This is a genomic window from Pseudomonas sp. LBUM1640, from assembly GCF_059716225.1.
In genome coordinates this window covers 2,080,422-2,099,070 of record NZ_CP166816.1, presented here as the reverse complement: position 1 = coordinate 2,099,070, position 18,649 = coordinate 2,080,422, and the positions used below count along the sequence as shown (strand labels likewise).

Sequence of the window (18,649 nt, the reverse complement as noted above, 5' to 3'; positions counted from 1 at the left end):
ATGACTGGCGGGCGGCGGATTGATGAAGGTTTTGTGAAAGGTTGCAAAGCCACCGCAATTGATCGTTCCCACGCTCCGCGTGGGAACGCCGCCTGGGACGCTCCGCGTCCCGAACCCTGCGCAAGGGTGACGCAGAGCGTCACGGGATGCATTTCCACGCAGCGCGTGGGAACGATCTACGCCCTGTGGCGAGGGAGCTTGCTCCCGCTGGGCTGCGAAGCGGCCCCACAACCGGCTGGGGCGGTGTGTCAGGGTGATCGACGGTGACTGGATTGGGACTGCTGCGCAGTCCAGCGGGAGCAAGCTCCCTCGCCACAGGGGATTTTGATCGTTCCCACGCTCTGCGTGGGAATACCGCCTGGGACGCTCCGCGTCCCGAAGTCGGCGCGTGACTCACGCACTGGGCAAGGGTGACGCAGAGCGTCACGGGATGCATTCCCACGCAGAGCGCGGGAACGATCTAAGACTTTCCCTACGCCCACTCATCTAATCGGCCTCCATTATGTGGACCGAGCCGTACGCAGGAGGGCCAAGCCCTGCCGGGTTTCCCATTCCCCGGTCGACCAAACTGCGTACGGCTCACCTTTTTTTCAGGCTGCTTTGTGGCGGCTGTGCATGGGAGGCTTCGGCCTACGGGTTTTCTGTGACCGGTCTACCGCCCTGTGTACAGCCGCCTCCTTACATCCTCCGGTCGCGATCGGCAAAGTGACGTGAAGAAACGCCCTACACAATTTTCGGGTTGCGTGCGACCAAACCTCATCGCTAACCTCCGTGGGTCGTTGCAAAATCAGCGGCCGGGTGTGGAAGCCCGAATGATCCAGGCGCATAAGCGCCCATAGCCTTTAGTGGGCGCTTTTTTCATAACTCACGGAGCATCCGTATGAAAAAAGTAACGCCTGACCCACTGTCATCCCCTTCAGATGACACCCCACAAACCCCACCCGACCTCATCTTCACCGTCCGCCCCGGCCTCAGCACCGAAGTTGCCTTGAGCAATGCCAGCGAAATGCTCGAATCGGCGACTGTGTGTGCGTACGACTGTGCCGAGCACTTGGATGGCTCAAGCCGCAAGCAGGTACTGGCGGTGGTGCAGATGCTTGAGATTGCGCAGTTGTTGGTGGATCAAGCGCTGAATCGGGAGTGCCCCGTGGCCTGATGGCTGAGGCGATCTCCTGTGGGAGCTGGCTTGCCTGCGATGGCGGTGGGTCAGGCAATAAATGTCTGGCTGATAGGCCGCCATCGCGGGCAAGCCCGCTCCCACACTTGGGCTGTGTTGTTGGCGGGAATGCATTTCTGGGTCGTACAGAGGTCCCCTGTGGGAGCGGGCTTGCTCGCGAAGGCGGTGGGTCAGTGATTGATGGGCTGGCTGACACTGCGCTTTCGCGAGCAAGCCCGCTCCCACATTTGATCTTCAGTGTTTGAAGGGATGTATTTCAAGGTTATGAAAAAGGCGACCCGAAGGTCGCCTTTTGTCATTGCGCGTATTGCTTGCTCAACCCCGGCGGCACGCCCTGCACGTCGGTGTCTTCCCACGGGCCGTTCGGGCTGATGGAGCGGCTCCAGCCGTTGCTCCAACGGTAATAGGTGCGCTGGCGGTAGAAGGTATCCGGCTGCTCTTCCAGCACATACACCTGCATCTTGCCGTCCCAGTGGCTGGCGGCGCCCGGTGGTGGGGCGAAGGTTGGCGATTTGCTCGGCAGCGGTTTCGGCGACGGGGTAACCGGGCCGGAAGGCTTGGTGCCCGGCTGGGTCGACGGGCCCGACGGTGGGATGGTCGGGCCGGTGGGCGCGGGAGGTGGCCGGTGAACCGCACAAGCGCTCAAGCCGAGTACCAGGCTGAGCAAGGTGATGCGTGCAAATGCGGTCATAGGCGTTTCCTCAAGTTACTTATCCGGACTGTCGATGGTCAGCTGCTGCAAGGCAGTGGTAGTGCTGGCCAAGGGTTGGCTGCGGCCGATCCATTCGCCAGTGGTTGGAACACCTGCCCGGGATATGCGCGCAACCAGTTGGACTTCTGGGAAGTTCGACAGTTTCAACTGCGGCATCATCGCATCGGCATCGCCCAGTTCGACGGTGATCGGCAGATCAGCGACGGTAACGCGCTTGGCCGCCAGCGGCGCAGGCGGGCCGGAGACCGCGCGGGCGAAGATGAACACGCTGTCGGTTGGCAGGGCTTTGGCCTTCACGTCGGCAGACAAATCCACGCGCACTTTCAGAACAGCCTTAGGCGCTTGGGCGACGGTGCCACCGCTCTCTTTGAGCTTTTCCGCCGCGCGGTCGATGCCACCTTGCAGCGCAACACGGGAATTGTCTTGCGGTGGCAACTGCGCCAACAGGCGGTTCCAGTAGTCGATAGCTTCCTGATAACGCTGGCCTTCAAAGGCGGCAATACCCAGCAGGCCAAGGCTGGTGACTTCCTTGGGGTCCAGCTTCAAGGCTTCATCGGTCAGCGCCTGCACCTTGGGCGACCATTGTTTATTGTCGGCAAAGTACTGCGCCTGCGCCCACTGGCCGAGCAGTTCCGGCTGGCGGCCGGCCAGAGCTACGGTGCGCTCGAAGACTTTCGCCGCATCGGCCGAGCGGTCCTGGGCCATGTAGGCGCGACCGAGGAAGTAAAGGCCTTCCGGCGAATCCGGCTGGGCAGCGGCGGCACGCTCCAGGCGCTGGGTCATGTCTTGCATCGACACCGGCGGCTGGGAGAATTCGCGGGTCAGTTCAACCTTGTCGCTGGCCCCGTAATGCAGGTACAGCGCAACGCCCAAAATCGGCACCAGAAACGCCGCCAAAAAAGGCAGCGGTTTGCCCAGGCGCGATTCGCGAGGTTTTTCCACACCTTCAGTGTCGGCCAACAATTCGCGGGCCGCTTCGGCGCGGCCGGTGTCGAGTTGCGCGGCGTTGAGCACGCCTTCGTCCTGCTGCACTTGCAGCTCGGCCACGCGCTCCTGGTAAAGCGCCACGTTCAGCGCGGTGCGATCCTCTTCACGCTGGGCACGGCGGTCGCGCAGTACAGGGATCAACAGGAAACTCAGGGCAATCAGGAGCAGCAACCCTGCTGCGAGCCAAAAATCAATCATCAGTCTTGGTGTCCAGCAATTGGTCGAGGCGTTTGCGCTCTTCAGGAGATAGCGCGTCGGAACCATCGGTAGGGGCGGCGCGGCGACGGCGCACGATCACGGCCATCACCACCACACCGGCCAGCAACAGCCCGGCGGGGCCGAACCAGAGCAGCGCGGTCTTGCCAGTGAGGGCCGGTTTGTAGCGCACGAAATCACCGTAGCGGTCGACCATGAAGTCGATGATCTGCTGGTTGTCCTTGCCCTCCCCCAGCATGCGGAAAATCTCTTTGCGCAGGTCGGCGGCGATGGGCGCGTTGGAGTCGGCGATGTCCTGGTTCTGGCACTTGGGGCAGCGCAGCTCCTTGGTCAGTTCGCGAAAACGCTCGCGGTCACCGTCCTTGGCGAACTCGTAGGTGTCGATGGCCGCATGCGCAACGCCGACCAGTCCAAGTGCGAGAACAGCAGCGGCTAACAAACGCTTCATGGCGTGACCTCATCGACCAGCGCCTGGTACTTGGCGGCGAGTTGCTCGCGCCAGACCACTTCGTCGATCACGCCGACGTACTTGTCGCGGATCACGCCCTTGGCATCGATGAAGAAGGTTTCCGGGGCGCCGTATACGCCAAGGTTCAAACCGAGGTTGCCGTCTTCATCGCGGATATCCAGTTGATACGGGTTGTGAAACTCGGCCAGCCACTTCAAGGCCGCTGCATTGTCGTCCTTGTAGTTGATGCCGTAGATCACCACGCCCTTCTCAGCCAGTTTGTTCAGCACCGGGTGCTCGACGCGGCACGAGATGCACCAGGTCGCCCACACGTTGACCAGCGCCGGTTTGCCCAACAGGTCGGCCTGGGTCAAGGTTTTGTCGCCCTGCACCGTCTTCAGGCTGAACGCCGGGAACGGCTTGCCGATCATCGCCGAAGGCAGCTCGGCCGGGTCCAGGTACAAGCCGCGATACAGAAACACCGCCACCACCAGAAACGCCGCCAGCGGTAACACCATCAACCAACGCTTCATGCCGCTGCTCCCTGCAGGCCAAGGGCTTCACGCACCCGGCTCTTGACCTTGACCCGATAACGCCGGTCCAGCGCGGCCAGCAAACCACCGAAACCGGTGAGCAACCCGCCGAACCAGATCCAGCGCACGAACGGTTTGACGTGCACGCGCACGGCCCAGGCGCCGTCGCCCAGCGGTTCACCCAGCGCCACATAGAGGTCGCGGGTGAAACCGGCGTCGATGCCGGCTTCGGTCATCATTGAGCTTTGCACGGTGTACAGGCGTTTTTCCGGGTGCAGCACGGCCACTTCCTTGCCGTTGCGCACCACGCGCACGGTGCCTTTGTCCGACGTGAAGTTCGGGCCTTCGAAGTGCTTGGCGCCTTCGAAGATGAAGTGGTAACCGGCCAAGTCCATGGACTCGCCGGGCGCCAGGCGCAGGTCGCGCTCGGCGCTGTTCTGGCTGGAGAGCACCACGCCGAGGGCGCACACGGCGATGCCGATGTGCGCGACCTGCATGCCCCAGTAGCTGCGGGTCAGCGTCGGCAGGCCTTTGATCAGGCCTTTGTGGCGGGTTTTGTCGAAAATATCGCGCACGCCGGCCAGCAACACCCAGGCGGCGAGCAGGAAAGTGGCGAGCACCGCCCAGTTGAAGTCGCCGTAGGCAAACCCGGCGATCACCGCCAAGGCCACACTGCCGAGCAGCACCGGCATCAGCATGCCCGCCAGCCATTTCACCGGGGTGTCTTTCCAGCGCACCAGCATGCCGACCGCCATCACCACCATCAACAGGCCCATCAACGGGATAAACAAGGCGTTGAAGTACGGCGGGCCCACGGACAGCTTGGCGCCGCTCAGGGCATCCAGCACCAACGGGTACAAGGTGCCGAGCAGGATCATCGATGCGGCCACCACCAGCACCAGGTTATTGCCCAGCAGCAGGGTTTCGCGCGACCACAGGTTAAAGCCCACCTGGCTCTTGACCACGGGCGCGCGCAGGGCGAACAGCGTGAGTGAGCCGCCGACTACGAACAGCAGGAAGATCAGGATGAACACGCCGCGCGCAGGGTCGGAAGCGAACGCGTGCACCGAGGTCAACACGCCCGAACGCACAAGGAAGGTGCCGAGCAGGCTGAGGGAAAATGCGGCGATGGCCAGCAGCACGGTCCAGCTCTTGAACACGCCGCGCTTTTCGGTGACGGCCAATGAGTGAATCAGCGCGGTGCCCACCAGCCACGGCATGAAGGAGGCGTTTTCCACCGGGTCCCAGAACCACCAGCCGCCCCAGCCGAGTTCGTAGTAGGCCCACCACGAGCCCAAGGTGATGCCGATACCGAGGAAAGCCCAGGCGACGATGGTCCACGGCCGCGACCAGCGCGCCCAGGCCGCGTCCAGCCGCCCGCCGAGCAAGGCAGCGATGGCGAAGGCAAAGGCCACCGAGAACCCGACATAACCCATGTAGAGCATCGGCGGGTGCACGATCAGGCCGATATCCTGCAGCAGCGGGTTGAGGTCATGCCCGTCCACCGGGATCTGCGGCAGCATGCGGCTGAACGGGTTGGAGGTCATGATCAGGAACAGCAAAAAACCGATGCTGATCATGCCCATCACCGCCAGCACCCGCGCCAGCATGACTTGCGGCAGTTGGCGCGAGAACACCGACACGGCGAAGGTCCAGCCGCCGAGGATCAGGGCCCACAGCAGCAGCGAGCCTTCGTGGGCGCCCCATACGGCACTGAACTTGTAGTACCAGGGCAAGGCGCTGTTGGAGTTATTGGCGACATAGGCGACGGAAAAGTCGTCGGTCATGAAGGCGTAGGTCAGGCAACCAAACGCGAACAGCAGAAACGCGAACTGGCCCCAGGCGGCCGGCTGCGCCAGGCTCATCCACAAGCGGTCGCCGCGCCAGGCGCCGAGCAACGGCACCACAGCCTGGACGACGGCAAAGCACAGGGCGAGGATCATCGCCAACTGGCCCAACTCCGGAATAAACAGTGCGGACGTCATTAACTTAGCCCTCCTTGGCAGGTGTTGGAGCCGACTGGCCGCTGTCTTTCAAGGCCTTGGTGACCTCGGGCGGCATGTATTTCTCATCGTGCTTGGCCAGCACTTCATCGGCCACCACCACGCCATCGGCATTGAGTTTGCCTAGGGCGACGATGCCCTGCCCTTCGCGGAACAGGTCCGGGAGGATGCCGCGATAGGTAATGGTCACGGCTTTATTGAAGTCGGTGACCACAAAGGTGACGTCCAGGGAATCACCGGTACGCTTCAGCGAGCCCTTCTCCACCATGCCGCCCGCGCGGATACGCTTGTCTACCGGCGCTTCGCCGTTGGCGATCTGGGTCGGGGTGTAGAACAGGTTGATATTCTGCTGCAGGGCGCTCAAGGCCAGGGTCACGGCAATGCCGACGCCGGCCATGATGGCGAGGATGATTAACAGACGCTTTCTACGCAGCGGATTCACTTATCGGTCTCCCGGCGCAAACGACGCGCCTCTTGTTGCAGGTAACGCTTGCGGGCCAGGATCGGCGCGGCGACGTTGAGGGCCAGCACCGCCAGGCAAATGCCATAGGCCGTCCAGACATACAGGCCGTGATGGCCCATGGCGAGAAAATCACTGAAAGAGGCAAAACTCATCCCCGGGCTCCCAGGCTGGCCTGCACGTGGGCCTTGACCCAACTGGTGCGGGCTTCGCGCTTGAGCACTTCCAAGCGCATGCGCATCAGCAGCACGGCGCCGAAGAAACAGTAGAACCCCAGCACCATCAGCAGCAGTGGCGCCCACATTTCTACCGGCATGGCCGGTTTTTCGGTGAGGGTGAAGGTGGCGCCCTGGTGCAGGGTGTTCCACCACTGCACCGAGTATTTGATGATCGGGATGTTGATCACGCCGACGATGGCCAGCACCGCGCAGGCCTTGGCGGCGCTGTCACGATTACTGATGGCATTGCCCAGCGCGATCAGGCCGAAGTACAGGAACAGCAGGATCAGCATGGAGGTGAGGCGCGCATCCCACACCCACCACGAGCCCCACGTCGGTTTGCCCCAGATCGCACCGGTGGCCAGCGCCACGGCGGTCATCCATGCGCCGATGGGCGCGGCGCATTGCAGGGCCACGTCGGCCAGCTTCATCTTCCACACCAGGCCGACGATGCCGCACACGGCCAGCATCACGTAGCAGGACTGCGCCAGCATCGCGGCGGGCACGTGGATATAGATGATGCGAAAGCTGTTGCCTTGCTGGTAGTCCGGCGGCGCGAAGGCCAGGCCCCAGACCAGGCCGATGCCGATCAGCAACACGGCGGCGACGCTCAACCACGGCAGCAGCTTGCCGCTGATGCCGTAAAACCATTTGGGCGAGCCGAGCTTGTGAAACCAGGTCCAGTTCATTGCTGTTTCCATCACGGTGGCCTCTTGTCTTGGCAAGAAGCTCTCAGGGTCTTTACTGGCCAGGGTTAACCCCTGACCAGACCTCATTATTCGCCGACGCTGATCTTCAGGCCAGCCGCTATAGCAAAGGGTGTCAGGGTTACCGCCAGGGCGGTCAGGCTGCCAAGCCACAAGAGGTAACCGGTCGCCGGCATGCCCATGAGCGCGGCCTGCAAGGCGCCGCTGCCGAGGATCAACACCGGGATATACAAAGGCAGAATCAGCAGGGCCAGCAACAGGCCACCCCGCTTCAAACCGACGGTTAACGCGGCGCCCACCGCCCCCAACAGGCTGAGCACCGGCGTACCGAGCAACAACGACAAAAGCAGCACCGGCAGGCATTCGACGGGCAAACCCAGCATCATCGCCAGCAGCGGTGAGAGCAAGACTAGCGCCAAGCCGGAAAAAGCCCAGTGTGCCAGTACCTTGGCCAGTACCAGAAGTGGCAAAGGGTGCGACGAAAGGACCCACTGTTCCAGGGAACCGTCTTCAAAATCACTGCGAAACAGCCCGTCCAGCGAGAGCAACACCGATAAAAGCGCGGCTACCCACACTAACCCTGGGGACAAGGTTTGCAACAGTTTAGTCTCGGGGCCGACCGCCAACGGGAACAGCGCGATGACGATGGCGAAAAACACCAGCGGGTTCGCCAATTCAGCCGGGCGACGGCACAACAAGCGCGCTTCACGGGCGACCAACAGGGCGAACACACTCATAGCGACCACCGGCCCAAGTCGAGGTCGCGGTAACCGGCGGGCATGCGCGCCAGCGTGTGGTGAGTGGTGAGCACGATGAGGCCGCCCTGCTCGCAGTGTCGGGCCAGGTGTTCTTCGAGTTGGGCGACGCCTTGTTTGTCGAGGGCGGTGAACGGTTCGTCGAGAACCCACAACGGCGGGCCAGGCAGATACAAACGCGCCAGGGCCACGCGGCGCTGTTGGCCGGCGGACAGGGTGTGACAGGGCACGTCTTCGAAACCCTTGAGGCCGACAGCCGCCAGGGCTTGCCAGATATTGTCGCGGGAGGCCGGGTGATGCAGGGCGCTGAGCCAACTGAGGTTTTCTTCCGGCGTGAGCACATCCTTGATGCCGGCAGCGTGGCCGATCCAGACAAGGTTGCGAGCCAGCTCGCTGCGCTGTTCGGTCAGGGGTTTGCCGTTGAGTCGCACCTCACCGGCCGTCGGCTGCATCAACCCGGCCAGCAGGCGCAGCAAACTGGTCTTGCCGCTGCCATTGGGGCCGCTGATTTGCACCATGTCGCCGCCCGCCAGCCGCAGGTCGAGGTGCTCGAACAGCAGGCGCAGGTCGCGTTCACAGGAGAGCGCTACGGCTTCAAGAAGAGGGCTGGTCAAAAGATCGCGGGCCTTTACGGTTCAAGTCGGCGGTGCAGCAGCCGTTATAGAGAAAAGCACAATAACGGCTTTGGCGACCGATTTTAGAGAGCTGGATCAAATAGTTGTGAGGTTTTTACCGCTCTCTTTGCAGACGGGCGGCATTATACATGCGATGCCCTACTCTAAAGAGGGCAATTTCCCCAGAGACGACGCGCACGATGACCGGTGAGATCAACCTTCCTACGCTGCCGCCTGCCCCGGTGACCAGCCCTGCCCCGCTGCCGCCGACCGGTGAGCTGCTTAAGCTGCTGGAGCCGCAGACCGGCCTGATCGACCCTGGAAAAACCGTCAACGCCGAGGTGATTGCACTTAAACAAGGCGGCGATGCCTTTCAGCTGTTGCTCAAGTTGACCCTCGAAGGTGGCCGCCAGACCTTGGTGCAGGCCAGCAGCGCCCAGCCTTTGCCGCTGGGCAGCAATGTGGCGGTGAGCCAGACGCCCACCGGCAACCTGACCATTTCCTTGCAGCAAGCCTTGAGCGCCAATGTGGCCGCGCTCACCCGCATCGACACCACGCAAATGCCGGAGGGCACGCTGCTGCAGGCCAAGGTGCTGACCACGCAGATGCTGCCCCAAGGCACTGCGCAACCGGCGATCTATCGCTCGCTGGTGACCGTGCTCAACAACGCCCTGGCCGGCACCACACTGACGCTGGAGAGCCCGCAGCCGCTGCGGGTCGGCAGCTTGCTCAGCGCCGTGGTGCAGAACGCACAGACCTTGAATTTCGTGCCGCTGAGCGGGCTCAAGGATCAATTGGCGGTCGCGCAACAGCTCTCCACCCAGCAAAGTCGCCAAGGCTCGTTGGACGTGGTCTTCACCGCGCTGCAAAACTTGCCCACGGACGACAGCACGTCCACCGACCTGCGCGCTGCGGCTGCGCGTTTACTGGCGGCGCTGCCCGACCTGGCCCAAGTCAGCAACCCCAAGGTATTGGCGCAACTGGTACAAAACAGCGGCGCGTTCCTTGAAGCCAAACTGCTGGCCGGGCAAAACCCGCAGATACCGCCGTTGGACATGAAAGGCGCGCTGCTGCGCCTGGTCGCCGACTTGCTGCCGGCGCTGCCGTCCGCCACCAACCTCAATGCGATTCTCGCCGCCAATACCCTGGCCCAGGTGTTGCCCAATTTCGTGCGCAGCCCGCTGAACACGCTCGGCCAGGTCAGCGCCCGGCAAACACCCGCCGGCTTCCCGCTGCCCGAGCGGCTGATGGCGAAACTGGAAGGCGAAGGCGACCTGGAAAACCTGCTGCGCCTGGCTGCCGGGGCGATTTCGCGCCTGCAGAGCCATCAGCTGTCGAGCCTGGAGCAAACCGGCACCACCGCCGATGGCCGCCTGCAGACCACCTGGCAGCTGGAAATCCCCATGCGCACCTTGCAGGACATCGTGCCGTTGCAGGTCAAGTTCCAGCGCGAAGAACCGGCGCCGGACAAAGACCAGCCCGAACGCAAAGACATAAAAGACCCCAAGCAGATGCTCTGGCGCGTCGAGCTGGCCTTCGACATGGAGCCCTTGGGGCCGTTGCAGGTTCAGGCGCAACTGACGCAGGGCAAACTGTCCAGCCAGCTGTGGGCGACTCGGCCCTTTACCGCCAGCTTGATCGAAAGCCATTTGAGCAGCTTGCGCGAGCGCCTGGTGACCTCGGGCCTCAACGTCGGCGACCTCGATTGCCACCTCGGCACCCCACCTCGTGGGCCAAGAACCGGGCTGGAACAACGCTGGGTGGATGAAACCGCATGAAAAACCCAACCCCACCGCGCCAGGCGATTGCCCTCAAGTACGACGGCCAGCAAGCGCCGACCCTGACCGCCAAGGGCGACGATGCCCTGGCTGAAGCCATCTTGAAGTTGGCGCGGGAAAATGAGGTGCCGATCTACGAAAATGCCGAGCTGGTGAAGCTGCTGGCGCGCATGGAATTGGGCGACAGCATTCCGGAGGAGTTGTACCGCACAGTGGCGGAGATTATTGCGTTTGCATGGACGCTGAAGGGCAAGTTCCCGGTGGGGTATGACCCGAATGCCGAGCCGGTGGAGCGGGATGTGACTGAGCGTGGGGATGATTACTGACGGGATGATCGTTCCCACGCTCTGCGTGGGAATGCCGCCGGGGAAGCTCTGCGTCCCGATGCCGACGTAAGATTCAAGCCCTGCGCAATGGTGACGCGGAGCGTCACAAGATGCATTCCCACGCAGAGCGTGGGAACGATCTACACATTTTTTATCTGTGTTTAGTTCAGCACTTCGCTCAGGGGAATGAAATTGACTTTGTCCCCGATAGCCAACGTCGTCCCTTCCAGCACCTCCACAAACCCTTCTGCCCACGCCGCGCTGCGTAGCACGCCAGAGCTCTGGTTGCGGTAGATGATCGCCCGGCCCTGCTCGATCCGCCCGCGCAGGTACTCGCGGCGGTTGCCCGGCTTGGGCCACACGAACCCCACCGGCACTTCGACGCGCAACGGTTCGACGTCTTGCACACCTTGGCGGCGCAGCAGATAGGGCCGCGCCAGCAGCGCAAACGTCACCAGGGTTGAGGCCGGGTTGCCGGGCAGGCCGATCACCGGCACGCCGCGGAAGTGGCCAAAAGTCAGCGGTTTACCCGGCTTGATCGCCAGCTTCCACAGGGCCAACTCGCCCTCTTCGCGCAGGGCGATGCCGAGGAAGTCCGCCTCGCCCACCGACACACCACCGGTCGACAGAATCAGGTCGACACTGCCCAAGTCTGCCAGGCGCTTGCGGGTTTTTTCCAGGTCATCCGGCAGAATCCCGGCATCGATCACTTCACAGCCCATGCGCACAAGCCAACTGCACAGCACACGGCGGTTACTGTTGTAGATCTGCCCCGGGCCCAGGGGCAAGCCGGGTTCGATCAACTCGTCGCCGGTGGACAGCACGGCCACGCGCACGCGGCGCACCACACTCAGGCGGTCGTGGCCCAGAGACGCGGCCAGGCCCAGCTCAATCGGGCCCAGGCGGGTACCGGCGTTCAAGACCAACTCGCCGACCGTGGTTTCCTGGCCTTGGGGGCGGATGTTCTGGCCCCGCTGCAACGGCTCGGTGAAGCTCACGCGTTCGTCGGCGTGGGCCACGGCGTTTTCCTGCATCTCTACGCAATCGGCGCCTTCAGGCACCGGTGCGCCGGTAAAGATGCGCGCGCAGGTGCCGGCCGCCAGCGGCTGCGGCGCCTGGCCTGCGAAGATGCGCTGGCTGACGGGCAAGGGCTCGCCCGTCCAGTCCGCAAGGCGCAGGGCGTAACCGTCCATGGCACTGTTTGGCCAGGGCGGCAGGTCGAGGGTGGAGACTAAATCCTGCGCCAGCACGCGGCCGTCGCAGTCGGCCAGGGGCAGCACGTGCGGCTCACGGATCGGCGCGGCTTCGGCCATGTCCAGCAGTTGGCGCAATGCGTCTTCCACCGGCATCAAGGCGCCGCCCTTGCCGGGCTTACCCACGGGATTCGCAGGGTTCGGCCTGCTTCAAGTGGGGGACGAAGTTGCACGGGCGGTGGCGGTTATCCAGTTGCTCGGCGAGGATGCCATCCCAGCCAGTGCGCACCGCATTGGTGGAGCCCGGCAGGCAGCACACCAGCGTGCCGTTGGCCAGGCCGGCCAGGGCACGCGACTGCACGGTGGAGGTGCCGATGTCGGCCACGGAAATCTGACGGAACAGTTCGCCAAAGCCGTCGACTTGCTTGTCGAGCAGGCAGCTCACCGCTTCGGGTGTGCTGTCGCGGCCGGTGAAACCGGTGCCGCCAGTGATCAGCACCACTTGCACCACGTCTTCGGCGATCCAATGCGCGACTTGGGCGCGAATTTTGTAGAGGTCGTCCTTGAGCAGCACGCGCTCGGCCAGGTTGTGGCCCGCGGCAGTCAGGCGGTCGACGAAGACCTGGCCGGAGGTGTCGGTGTCCAGGGTGCGGGTGTCGCTGACGGTCAGTACAGCGATATTCAGGGGTACGAAGGGCGCATCAGCCTTGGCGTTCATGGCTCGGTCCGGTTGTCGAAGGAACAGCCCGATGTTATATCACAGGGCCCTATTTACCTGCCGCAGCGGAACCACCATGTCTTTCGATTCTTCGCCCCTGCCCTGTTCGATTCTGCTGCTGGCCGGTGGCCGTGGCCACCGCATGGGCGGCCAGGACAAAGGCCTGCTGCCCTGGCACGGCCAGCCATTGATTGCACACTTGCAGCGCCTGACCCGGCCGCTGACAGATGATCTGATTATCTCGTGCAACCGCAACCACGACCTCTATGCGCCCTATGCCGACCAGTTGGTGAGTGACAACAGCCCGGACTTCCCCGGCCCGCTGGCCGGCATCCGCGCCGGATTGGCCGCCGCGCGTCATGGGCACTTGCTGATACTGCCGTGCGACGTGCCAAACATCGACGTGGGATTGCTCACCGACTTGCGTGAGACAGCTCGCCGCAACCCGCAGCTGCCCGTGATGGTGCGCCATGGCGAGTTCTGGGAACCCTTGATCTGCATCATCCCGACTCACCTGCAAACCGAGGTAGAACGGGCCTGGCACGCCGGTGAGCGCAGCCCGCGCAAGATCCTGTTGCAACTGGGTGGCGTGGGGCTGGAATGCCAGGCTGAAGACCCGCGCCTGGCCAACCTGAATACACCTGAGCTGTTGCACCCGGCCTCTGGCGTGTCAGAATGAACCTCGCACAAGGAACTTTGTCGACGCCGTGCGCGTCACAAGGTCAGCCATTTAAAAGAATTCTCTCGGAGACAAACTCATGACTCAACGGACCATCGCCGCTCTCATGCTTGCACTGGGCCTCGCCACTCTCGCCGGTTGCGCCTCGCCTACAGTGATCACCCTGAATGACGGTCGCGAAATCCAGGCCGTCGACACCCCTAAATACGACAAGGCTTCGGGCTTCTATGAGTTCGAACAACTTGACGGTAAGCAAACCCGCATCAACAAAGATCAGGTTCGCACCGTTAAAGATCTGTAAGTCTTAGCGCTTGCCAACAAGGCCCGCCTCGTGCGGGCCTTGTCGTTTCCGAGGGTCACCAATCGAGGGTGATCTGGCTACGGAAATCGCGCTGTTCACCGGTGACCGGGTCGATAAAACTCACGCCTTGGGCCAGCAGTTTGAGCGGGTTGGCGTAGTCGTCCTCGGCATCCTTGATCACGTCGGGGTAGAACGGGTCATTGCAGATACTCGCCCCAAGCGCCGTCATGTGCACCCGCAGTTGGTGCTTTTTGCCGGTCACGGGGAACAGGCCGTAGCGCCATAAGTCGCCATTTTTTTCGCGCACTTCCACCGCGGTTTCGGTATTGCTGGCACCGGGCCCTTCCTGCATGCGAAAGAACGGTTCGCCATCCACCAGACGGCTTTTGTGCACCCTCGGGAAGGTCAGGTTCGGTAAGGCGGGGGCGATAGCTTCGTAGAATTTTTCGATGCGCCGCGTGGGAAACAGCTGTTGATACGCCGAACGGCTTTGCGGGTTGGCCGAGAACAGCACCAGCCCTGCGGTGTGTCGGTCAATGCGGTGCAACGGCACCAGCGAGGGGTTATCCAGGCGACGAATCAGGCGGCGCAACAAGGTCTGCTCGACATACTCACCGGCTGGCGTCACCGGCAGAAAGTGCGGTTTGTCGGCCACTACCAGGTGTTCGTCGGCGTACAGGATGGTTTCCAGCGCCGGGATCACCTTTTCATTCGGCACTTCGCGAAAGTAGTAAATGCACAGGCCTTCTTTGTAGGCCAGGTCCAGGCTGATTGGCGCGCCGTTAACGTCCAGCACTCGGCCACGGGCGATGCGGTCCAGCCACTGTTCACGGCTGATCGCCGCAAAGTGCTCGCACAGGCACTCCAGCACCGTCGCCCAAGGGCCAGGTGGCAAATACAACGTGCTGGCTTGATGCTGGGATGCGGAAAAACCGGAAGATGACATGACAATGCTCGAAGCCTGGAGAATCAGGCGGGCATTATCCCGCATGGAGCGGGATGGAGCCTAGGGCGGATCTCAGGCCTTGGCCAATTCGGCGCGCAGGATCGGCGAGGCGCTGGCGGCTTCGGTGAATTCCTTGAGCCAGCGCAGCACGTCCACCGCTTCCCAGCGGCCAGGATCGTAAAGCGCGTACAACAACCCCTGGTAACCCACCACATCCAACTGCTTGTGGTAACCGGCGCGCTGGAACAATGCCTCGATTTCCGCAAAGCAGGTGTTGAAATGCACTTTATTAAAGGGCGTCTTGCCTTCCGTGACCAGGCCATCCAGGCGCAGCTCGTTCACCGCGTCGCGCACCACATCGGCGGACATGCGATTGACGCTGCTTTTCAGTTGTTCAACATTCACCACGGGCGTTCCCTCTACTCAATCACTGTACAGGCATACAGTAACGTAATATTCGCAAACTCGCCATCAGTGACGCACATCCGTTTCACCGGGACTCGGGCGCTGTGTGTCGGGTGAGCGTGTCACCGGCAGGAAGGGCTTTTTCAGAGATTGCCTAACCGAGTGCTTATCTGCTGGCAATTGCTTCGAAGGACATCAACAAAGTGCTCCACGGTAGACGATTCGGGGCGGTGCAACGGGCGTACGACACTCACACAGTAAGAAATCGAATGGGAAAAGCGACGGATCTGCAAACCTCGCCCGACATAGTCGAGGGCTGTGAGCGGATTCACAATGGCAACGCCCACCCCCAGATTGACGGTCGCGCACACGGCGCTCGCGTTATGTGTCTCGACCACCAGTCGTCTTTCAATGCCTGACTGATGGAAGATAGCGTCGGTTTTTATTCTGTAGGGATCATCCGCTGCAAGGTAAACAAAATTTTGCCCCTCGAAGTCTTGTGGCGTGAGGACTGTTTTCGCATTCAATGCATGATCAGACGGTAAGACACACACCACGTCGAGGTTTAAGAGTGTTTCGATGTAGGTGCCCGGGGGTGTTTCCAGGGTTTCAGTCAGCCCCAGGTGATAACGCTGCGCCGTCAGCGACTCCTCGAGGGCAGGCGATTCCTGGGGCGTGATATTAATGCTCACGCCCGGAAATTTACTGCAGAAATCCTGGCAGACCTGCGGTAACAGGGCATTCGAGAAAGCCGGTATACACGTCAACGAAATTTGCCCTTGCCGAAAATGCCTGATGGCCTCGACGGCATTTTTCACACGGGCCAACCCCACATAGCTGCGTTGAACTTCATCGAACAACATCAGCCCATGCTCGGTCGGAATCAACTTCGCGCCCGCGCGCTTGAACAACGTCAACTGAGTCAGCGTTTCGAACCGGCTGAGCTCTCGGCTGATGGTGGGCTGCGAGGTATGCAGAAGTGCAGCAGCAGCTGTAGCACTGCCTGTGGTCATTACCGCCCAGAATACTTCCACATGGCGAAAACTGAAATTCATGAGCCAATCTCGCGGTGAATTGAACACGCCAGATCATATCAGAAATGAATAGCTAGCCACTAAATTGATATTTTTACTTTGTTTTTTTGCTGCGCATACTTTCCAAGTACTCGAGACATTAGTGATCAGGGTGATCGCTACATGAGTGCGCTTATCGCGTCCTGAATAAAATAACTCTATAGCGAGCGGGCGATGAAATACCGGCGATTTGGACGACTGGAATGGAATGTTTCTGAAGTTGGATATGGCATGTGGGGCGTCGCGGGTGGTGAGGGAGGCTGGACGGGTTCATCCGATGTCAGCGGCCTGGCGGCGTTGGAACATTCGATTCAACTAGGCTGCAACTTTTTCGATACGGCGTGGATTTATGGCCGTGGCCACAGCGAAAAAATGCTTGGCGAAGCACTGCGAAACCACCCTGGCAAAACCTTATATGTAGCCACTAAAGTTCCGCCGAAGAACCGAGAGTGGCCCTCTCACCGGGGTGACCGTTTAGACCAAATCTTCCCGCCCGACCATATTGAAGAATATGTCGAGAACAGTTTGCAGTCACTCGGCCTGGCGTCCCTGGACTTGCTGCAATTTCATGTCTGGGAAGATGCGTGGGCTAATGATGAGTCCTGGATGCGCGTGGTGGATGACCTCAAACGGCAAGGCTTGATTCGTGGCATCGGCATCAGTGTCAATCGCTGGGAACCCACCAACGTAGTTGAAACACTGAAAACAGGCATGATCGACGCGGTACAGGTGATTTATAACGTCTTTGATCAAGCGCCTGAAGATGAATTACTTCCGTTGTGCCGCGAACTGGACATCGCCGTCATCGCCAGGGTGCCCTTCGACGAAGGCTCCCTGACCGGGAATTTAACGATCGATTCCACGTGGCCTGCGGGTGATTGGAGAAGCAGCTATTTCGTGCCAGAAAACCTGGCAGCGACGGTGGCGCGGGTCGAGTCTCTGAGACGGGCTCTTCCCACCGATACCCCGCTATCGGAAGTTGCGCTGAGGTTCATTCTTTCCAACGATAACGTCGCAACGACTATTCCTGGCATGCGCTCTATCCCACACGTGGAAGCGAACGTAGCGTGTTCTGAAAAGGGAAAGATAGAGCAGACGTTAATGGCGCTGCTAAGACGGCACAGATGGGACCGTGAGCCGACGGCGTGGTCGCAGTAACAGGCGTCAATCGAAACCGTTAAGAACAAAAACTCTATAAAGGACTATCGCGTGAAATTCTCGGACTTGAAAGGCAAGAAAGTTGGCATCTGTGCATCCGGCGGTCTGGTCAGCTTATTCATTGCGCAGCGTTTGAAAGAGGAACAGGTCGACGCCGAACAGTTCATTGTCGACATTGGTCAACCGGGTGATGAAGCACACGAGTTTTGTGCAGACAACATTGAATTGATGCAGGCCGTTAATGTAATTGATTTGAAGGAAGACATTGCGCTTAGCTTTCTCCACGCTGTGCGTGCCCAGGCGCACTACGACGGTGGCTACTGGAACACGACTGGCATTGCCAGAGCCGTAACCGTTAAAGGCCTGGTTAATGCATTGCGCACCCGGCAGTGCAGTGTATTGGCCCATGGCGCCGTGCATGGCGGCAACGATGAATTCCGCTTCAATTACTATTTGAAAATGTTCGCGCCGGAAATCACGCCCTTTTCTCCTTGGGAAGATTCAAGCACGTCCGATCGCTTTCGAACCCGCGTAGACATGGGCGACTTTGTTGCCGACGCCGACGAAACCATGATGCGTACTAAAGCCCATCACTCCGTTGATGCCAACGTCGGCGGTGTGTCGCATGAGAATCGCGAAGTGGAGGTGCTCTCCAATTCACCCGACATGATAAGCCCCATTATGGGCGTCAAAGTCATGGATGCACCTGATGTACCAGAGACTTGCAGCATCACCTTTAAGCAAGGTATTCCCGTTGAGATTAATGGTCAGCCCGTGAGTCACTACCAGGCGATCGCTGAAGCCAACAGGATCGCAGGTCGCAATGGGGTGGTCTTGAAGAACGTATTGGAAAACCGAATGAACGGCACTAAAGGCCGTGGCCTATACGAATCTCCGGGCCTGGATATGCTCGGCATCGCAGCGAAACATCTACTGCAAGCAACGGTCGACAAGGACTCATGGGAGGTCCTGCGGTTTTTGTCACCCTTTATCGCGCGTCAATCGTATGCAGGTCGTTTGTATGACCCCGCCACGCAAGCCGCATTGGCCAACGTAGCCGCATTGACTGAACAGGCGAATGGCACCGTCGACATGATCGCTTATAAAGGCAACTACATGGTTGACCGCGTACGCGAATATTCCAAGTCGCGCTTTACCGCACAGCAATTCCGTTTCGCTCATGGCGGGCAAAAGTGGATCACTGAATCCGTTTAAGTCATGAGGGGCTGACTGTCCTGGCAT

Annotated in this window: 22 protein-coding genes; 7 read left to right on the top strand and 15 right to left on the bottom strand. The window is 60.9% G+C overall.

Annotated elements, in window-relative coordinates:
* The first annotated feature begins 880 nt into the window (after window positions 1-880).
* A complete protein-coding gene (locus ACA065_RS09450; RefSeq protein ID WP_497694272.1) occupies window positions 881-1,156 on the top strand; it encodes a DUF6124 family protein in 276 nt (91 codons plus the stop codon).
* A gap of 316 nt (window positions 1,157-1,472) precedes the next feature.
* Here ACA065_RS09450 and ACA065_RS09445 read toward each other — a convergent pair whose 3' ends face one another.
* The 10 genes from ACA065_RS09445 to ccmA form a co-directional block, all read right to left on the bottom strand.
* Window positions 1,473-1,868 (bottom strand): hypothetical protein, encoded by a 396-nt coding sequence (locus ACA065_RS09445; protein ID WP_497694271.1) that lies wholly within the window; start codon window positions 1,866-1,868, stop codon window positions 1,473-1,475.
* A 15-nt stretch (window positions 1,869-1,883) separates the two neighbouring features.
* Window positions 1,884-3,074: a c-type cytochrome biogenesis protein CcmI gene (gene ccmI / locus ACA065_RS09440; protein WP_497694270.1), complete on the bottom strand. Its 1,191-nt coding sequence runs from the start codon at window positions 3,072-3,074 to the stop codon at window positions 1,884-1,886.
* On the bottom strand, window positions 3,067-3,540 hold the full coding sequence (locus tag ACA065_RS09435) for a cytochrome c-type biogenesis protein (protein ID WP_012723038.1): 474 nt from the start codon (window positions 3,538-3,540) through the stop codon (window positions 3,067-3,069). The genes ccmI and ACA065_RS09435 overlap by 8 nt, the downstream gene beginning before the upstream one ends.
* On the bottom strand, window positions 3,537-4,073 hold the full coding sequence (locus ACA065_RS09430) for a DsbE family thiol:disulfide interchange protein (RefSeq protein ID WP_497694269.1): 537 nt from the start codon (window positions 4,071-4,073) through the stop codon (window positions 3,537-3,539). The genes ACA065_RS09435 and ACA065_RS09430 overlap by 4 nt, the downstream gene beginning before the upstream one ends.
* Window positions 4,070-6,058 (bottom strand): heme lyase CcmF/NrfE family subunit, encoded by a 1,989-nt coding sequence (locus ACA065_RS09425; RefSeq protein ID WP_497694268.1) that lies wholly within the window; start codon window positions 6,056-6,058, stop codon window positions 4,070-4,072. Before ACA065_RS09425 ends, ACA065_RS09430 begins: the two co-directional genes overlap by 4 nt.
* A gap of 4 nt (window positions 6,059-6,062) precedes the next feature.
* On the bottom strand, window positions 6,063-6,518 hold the full coding sequence (gene ccmE, locus ACA065_RS09420) for a cytochrome c maturation protein CcmE (RefSeq protein ID WP_497694267.1): 456 nt from the start codon (window positions 6,516-6,518) through the stop codon (window positions 6,063-6,065).
* On the bottom strand, window positions 6,515-6,691 hold the full coding sequence (gene ccmD / locus ACA065_RS09415; RefSeq protein WP_071487711.1) for a heme exporter protein CcmD: 177 nt from the start codon (window positions 6,689-6,691) through the stop codon (window positions 6,515-6,517). Before ccmD ends, ccmE begins: the two co-directional genes overlap by 4 nt.
* Entirely contained in the window at window positions 6,688-7,443 is a 756-nt protein-coding gene (locus ACA065_RS09410) for a heme ABC transporter permease (protein ID WP_497694266.1), read from the bottom strand. The genes ccmD and ACA065_RS09410 overlap by 4 nt, the downstream gene beginning before the upstream one ends.
* An 86-nt stretch (window positions 7,444-7,529) precedes the next feature.
* Window positions 7,530-8,198: a heme exporter protein CcmB gene (gene ccmB, locus ACA065_RS09405; protein ID WP_003189951.1), complete on the bottom strand. Its 669-nt coding sequence runs from the start codon at window positions 8,196-8,198 to the stop codon at window positions 7,530-7,532.
* On the bottom strand, window positions 8,195-8,830 hold the full coding sequence (gene ccmA, locus ACA065_RS09400) for a cytochrome c biogenesis heme-transporting ATPase CcmA (protein WP_497694265.1): 636 nt from the start codon (window positions 8,828-8,830) through the stop codon (window positions 8,195-8,197). The genes ccmB and ccmA overlap by 4 nt, the downstream gene beginning before the upstream one ends.
* Window positions 8,831-9,030: 200 nt before the next feature.
* Between ccmA and fliK the strand changes: the two genes are divergently transcribed.
* Both fliK and ACA065_RS09390 read left to right on the top strand, forming a co-directional pair.
* Window positions 9,031-10,608, top strand: a complete 1,578-nt coding sequence (gene fliK / locus ACA065_RS09395; protein WP_497694264.1) for a flagellar hook-length control protein FliK — start codon at window positions 9,031-9,033, stop codon at window positions 10,606-10,608.
* On the top strand, window positions 10,605-10,934 hold the full coding sequence (locus ACA065_RS09390; RefSeq protein ID WP_053255183.1) for an EscU/YscU/HrcU family type III secretion system export apparatus switch protein: 330 nt from the start codon (window positions 10,605-10,607) through the stop codon (window positions 10,932-10,934). Before fliK ends, ACA065_RS09390 begins: the two co-directional genes overlap by 4 nt.
* A 161-nt stretch (window positions 10,935-11,095) precedes the next feature.
* On the opposite strand, the gene ACA065_RS09385 is transcribed toward ACA065_RS09390, so the two are convergent.
* The gene (locus ACA065_RS09385) at window positions 11,096-12,283 is read right to left on the bottom strand and encodes a molybdopterin molybdotransferase MoeA (protein ID WP_497695321.1); all 1,188 of its coding nucleotides are present in this window, start codon (window positions 12,281-12,283) and stop codon (window positions 11,096-11,098) included.
* A gap of 22 nt (window positions 12,284-12,305) precedes the next feature.
* Window positions 12,306-12,845 (bottom strand): molybdenum cofactor biosynthesis protein B, encoded by a 540-nt coding sequence (moaB, locus tag ACA065_RS09380; protein WP_314567925.1) that lies wholly within the window; start codon window positions 12,843-12,845, stop codon window positions 12,306-12,308.
* A gap of 76 nt (window positions 12,846-12,921) precedes the next feature.
* Between moaB and mobA the strand changes: the two genes are divergently transcribed.
* On the top strand, window positions 12,922-13,524 hold the full coding sequence (gene mobA, locus ACA065_RS09375; RefSeq protein WP_497694263.1) for a molybdenum cofactor guanylyltransferase MobA: 603 nt from the start codon (window positions 12,922-12,924) through the stop codon (window positions 13,522-13,524).
* A gap of 79 nt (window positions 13,525-13,603) precedes the next feature.
* Window positions 13,604-13,825, top strand: a complete 222-nt coding sequence (locus ACA065_RS09370) for a YgdI/YgdR family lipoprotein (RefSeq protein ID WP_017136187.1) — start codon at window positions 13,604-13,606, stop codon at window positions 13,823-13,825.
* A 55-nt stretch (window positions 13,826-13,880) separates the two neighbouring features.
* On the opposite strand, the gene ACA065_RS09365 is transcribed toward ACA065_RS09370, so the two are convergent.
* From ACA065_RS09365 to ACA065_RS09355, 3 genes are all read right to left on the bottom strand, one after another.
* A complete protein-coding gene (locus ACA065_RS09365; protein WP_497694262.1) occupies window positions 13,881-14,771 on the bottom strand; it encodes a pseudouridine synthase in 891 nt (296 codons plus the stop codon).
* Between the two features lie 72 nt (window positions 14,772-14,843).
* Entirely contained in the window at window positions 14,844-15,179 is a 336-nt protein-coding gene (locus ACA065_RS09360; protein WP_010565034.1) for a hypothetical protein, read from the bottom strand.
* A 140-nt stretch (window positions 15,180-15,319) separates the two neighbouring features.
* On the bottom strand, window positions 15,320-16,231 hold the full coding sequence (locus ACA065_RS09355; RefSeq protein ID WP_497694261.1) for a LysR family transcriptional regulator: 912 nt from the start codon (window positions 16,229-16,231) through the stop codon (window positions 15,320-15,322).
* A 192-nt stretch (window positions 16,232-16,423) separates the two neighbouring features.
* On the opposite strand from ACA065_RS09355, the gene ACA065_RS09350 reads away from it, so the two are divergent.
* On the top strand, window positions 16,424-17,407 hold the full coding sequence (locus ACA065_RS09350) for an aldo/keto reductase (RefSeq protein ID WP_497694260.1): 984 nt from the start codon (window positions 16,424-16,426) through the stop codon (window positions 17,405-17,407).
* A gap of 51 nt (window positions 17,408-17,458) precedes the next feature.
* Window positions 17,459-18,622 carry an argininosuccinate synthase domain-containing protein gene (locus ACA065_RS09345; protein ID WP_497694259.1) on the top strand — a complete coding sequence of 388 codons (1,164 nt, stop codon included), beginning with the start codon at window positions 17,459-17,461 and terminating at the stop codon, window positions 18,620-18,622.
* Window positions 18,623-18,649: the final 27 nt, after the last annotated feature.

Bases quoted from the DNA above. Each gene is read 5' to 3' on its own strand.
- ACA065_RS09450 (WP_497694272.1), top strand. From the start codon at position 881: ATGAAAAAAGTAACGCCTGACCCACTGTCATCCCCTTCAGATGACACC.
- ACA065_RS09445 (WP_497694271.1), bottom strand. From the start codon at position 1,868: ATGACCGCATTTGCACGCATCACCTTGCTCAGCCTGGTACTCGGCTTG.
- ccmI (WP_497694270.1), bottom strand. From the start codon at position 3,074: ATGATTGATTTTTGGCTCGCAGCAGGGTTGCTGCTCCTGATTGCCCTG.
- ACA065_RS09435 (WP_012723038.1), bottom strand. From the start codon at position 3,540: ATGAAGCGTTTGTTAGCCGCTGCTGTTCTCGCACTTGGACTGGTCGGC.
- ACA065_RS09430 (WP_497694269.1), bottom strand. From the start codon at position 4,073: ATGAAGCGTTGGTTGATGGTGTTACCGCTGGCGGCGTTTCTGGTGGTG.
- ACA065_RS09425 (WP_497694268.1), bottom strand. From the start codon at position 6,058: ATGACGTCCGCACTGTTTATTCCGGAGTTGGGCCAGTTGGCGATGATC.
- ccmD (WP_071487711.1), bottom strand. From the start codon at position 6,691: ATGAGTTTTGCCTCTTTCAGTGATTTTCTCGCCATGGGCCATCACGGC.
- ACA065_RS09410 (WP_497694266.1), bottom strand. From the start codon at position 7,443: ATGAACTGGACCTGGTTTCACAAGCTCGGCTCGCCCAAATGGTTTTAC.
- ccmB (WP_003189951.1), bottom strand. From the start codon at position 8,198: ATGAGTGTGTTCGCCCTGTTGGTCGCCCGTGAAGCGCGCTTGTTGTGC.
- fliK (WP_497694264.1), top strand. From the start codon at position 9,031: ATGACCGGTGAGATCAACCTTCCTACGCTGCCGCCTGCCCCGGTGACC.
- ACA065_RS09390 (WP_053255183.1), top strand. From the start codon at position 10,605: ATGAAAAACCCAACCCCACCGCGCCAGGCGATTGCCCTCAAGTACGAC.
- ACA065_RS09385 (WP_497695321.1), bottom strand. From the start codon at position 12,283: ATGCCGGTGGAAGACGCATTGCGCCAACTGCTGGACATGGCCGAAGCC.
- moaB (WP_314567925.1), bottom strand. From the start codon at position 12,845: ATGAACGCCAAGGCTGATGCGCCCTTCGTACCCCTGAATATCGCTGTA.
- mobA (WP_497694263.1), top strand. From the start codon at position 12,922: ATGTCTTTCGATTCTTCGCCCCTGCCCTGTTCGATTCTGCTGCTGGCC.
- ACA065_RS09370 (WP_017136187.1), top strand. From the start codon at position 13,604: ATGACTCAACGGACCATCGCCGCTCTCATGCTTGCACTGGGCCTCGCC.
- ACA065_RS09365 (WP_497694262.1), bottom strand. From the start codon at position 14,771: ATGTCATCTTCCGGTTTTTCCGCATCCCAGCATCAAGCCAGCACGTTG.
- ACA065_RS09355 (WP_497694261.1), bottom strand. From the start codon at position 16,231: ATGAATTTCAGTTTTCGCCATGTGGAAGTATTCTGGGCGGTAATGACC.
- ACA065_RS09350 (WP_497694260.1), top strand. From the start codon at position 16,424: ATGAAATACCGGCGATTTGGACGACTGGAATGGAATGTTTCTGAAGTT.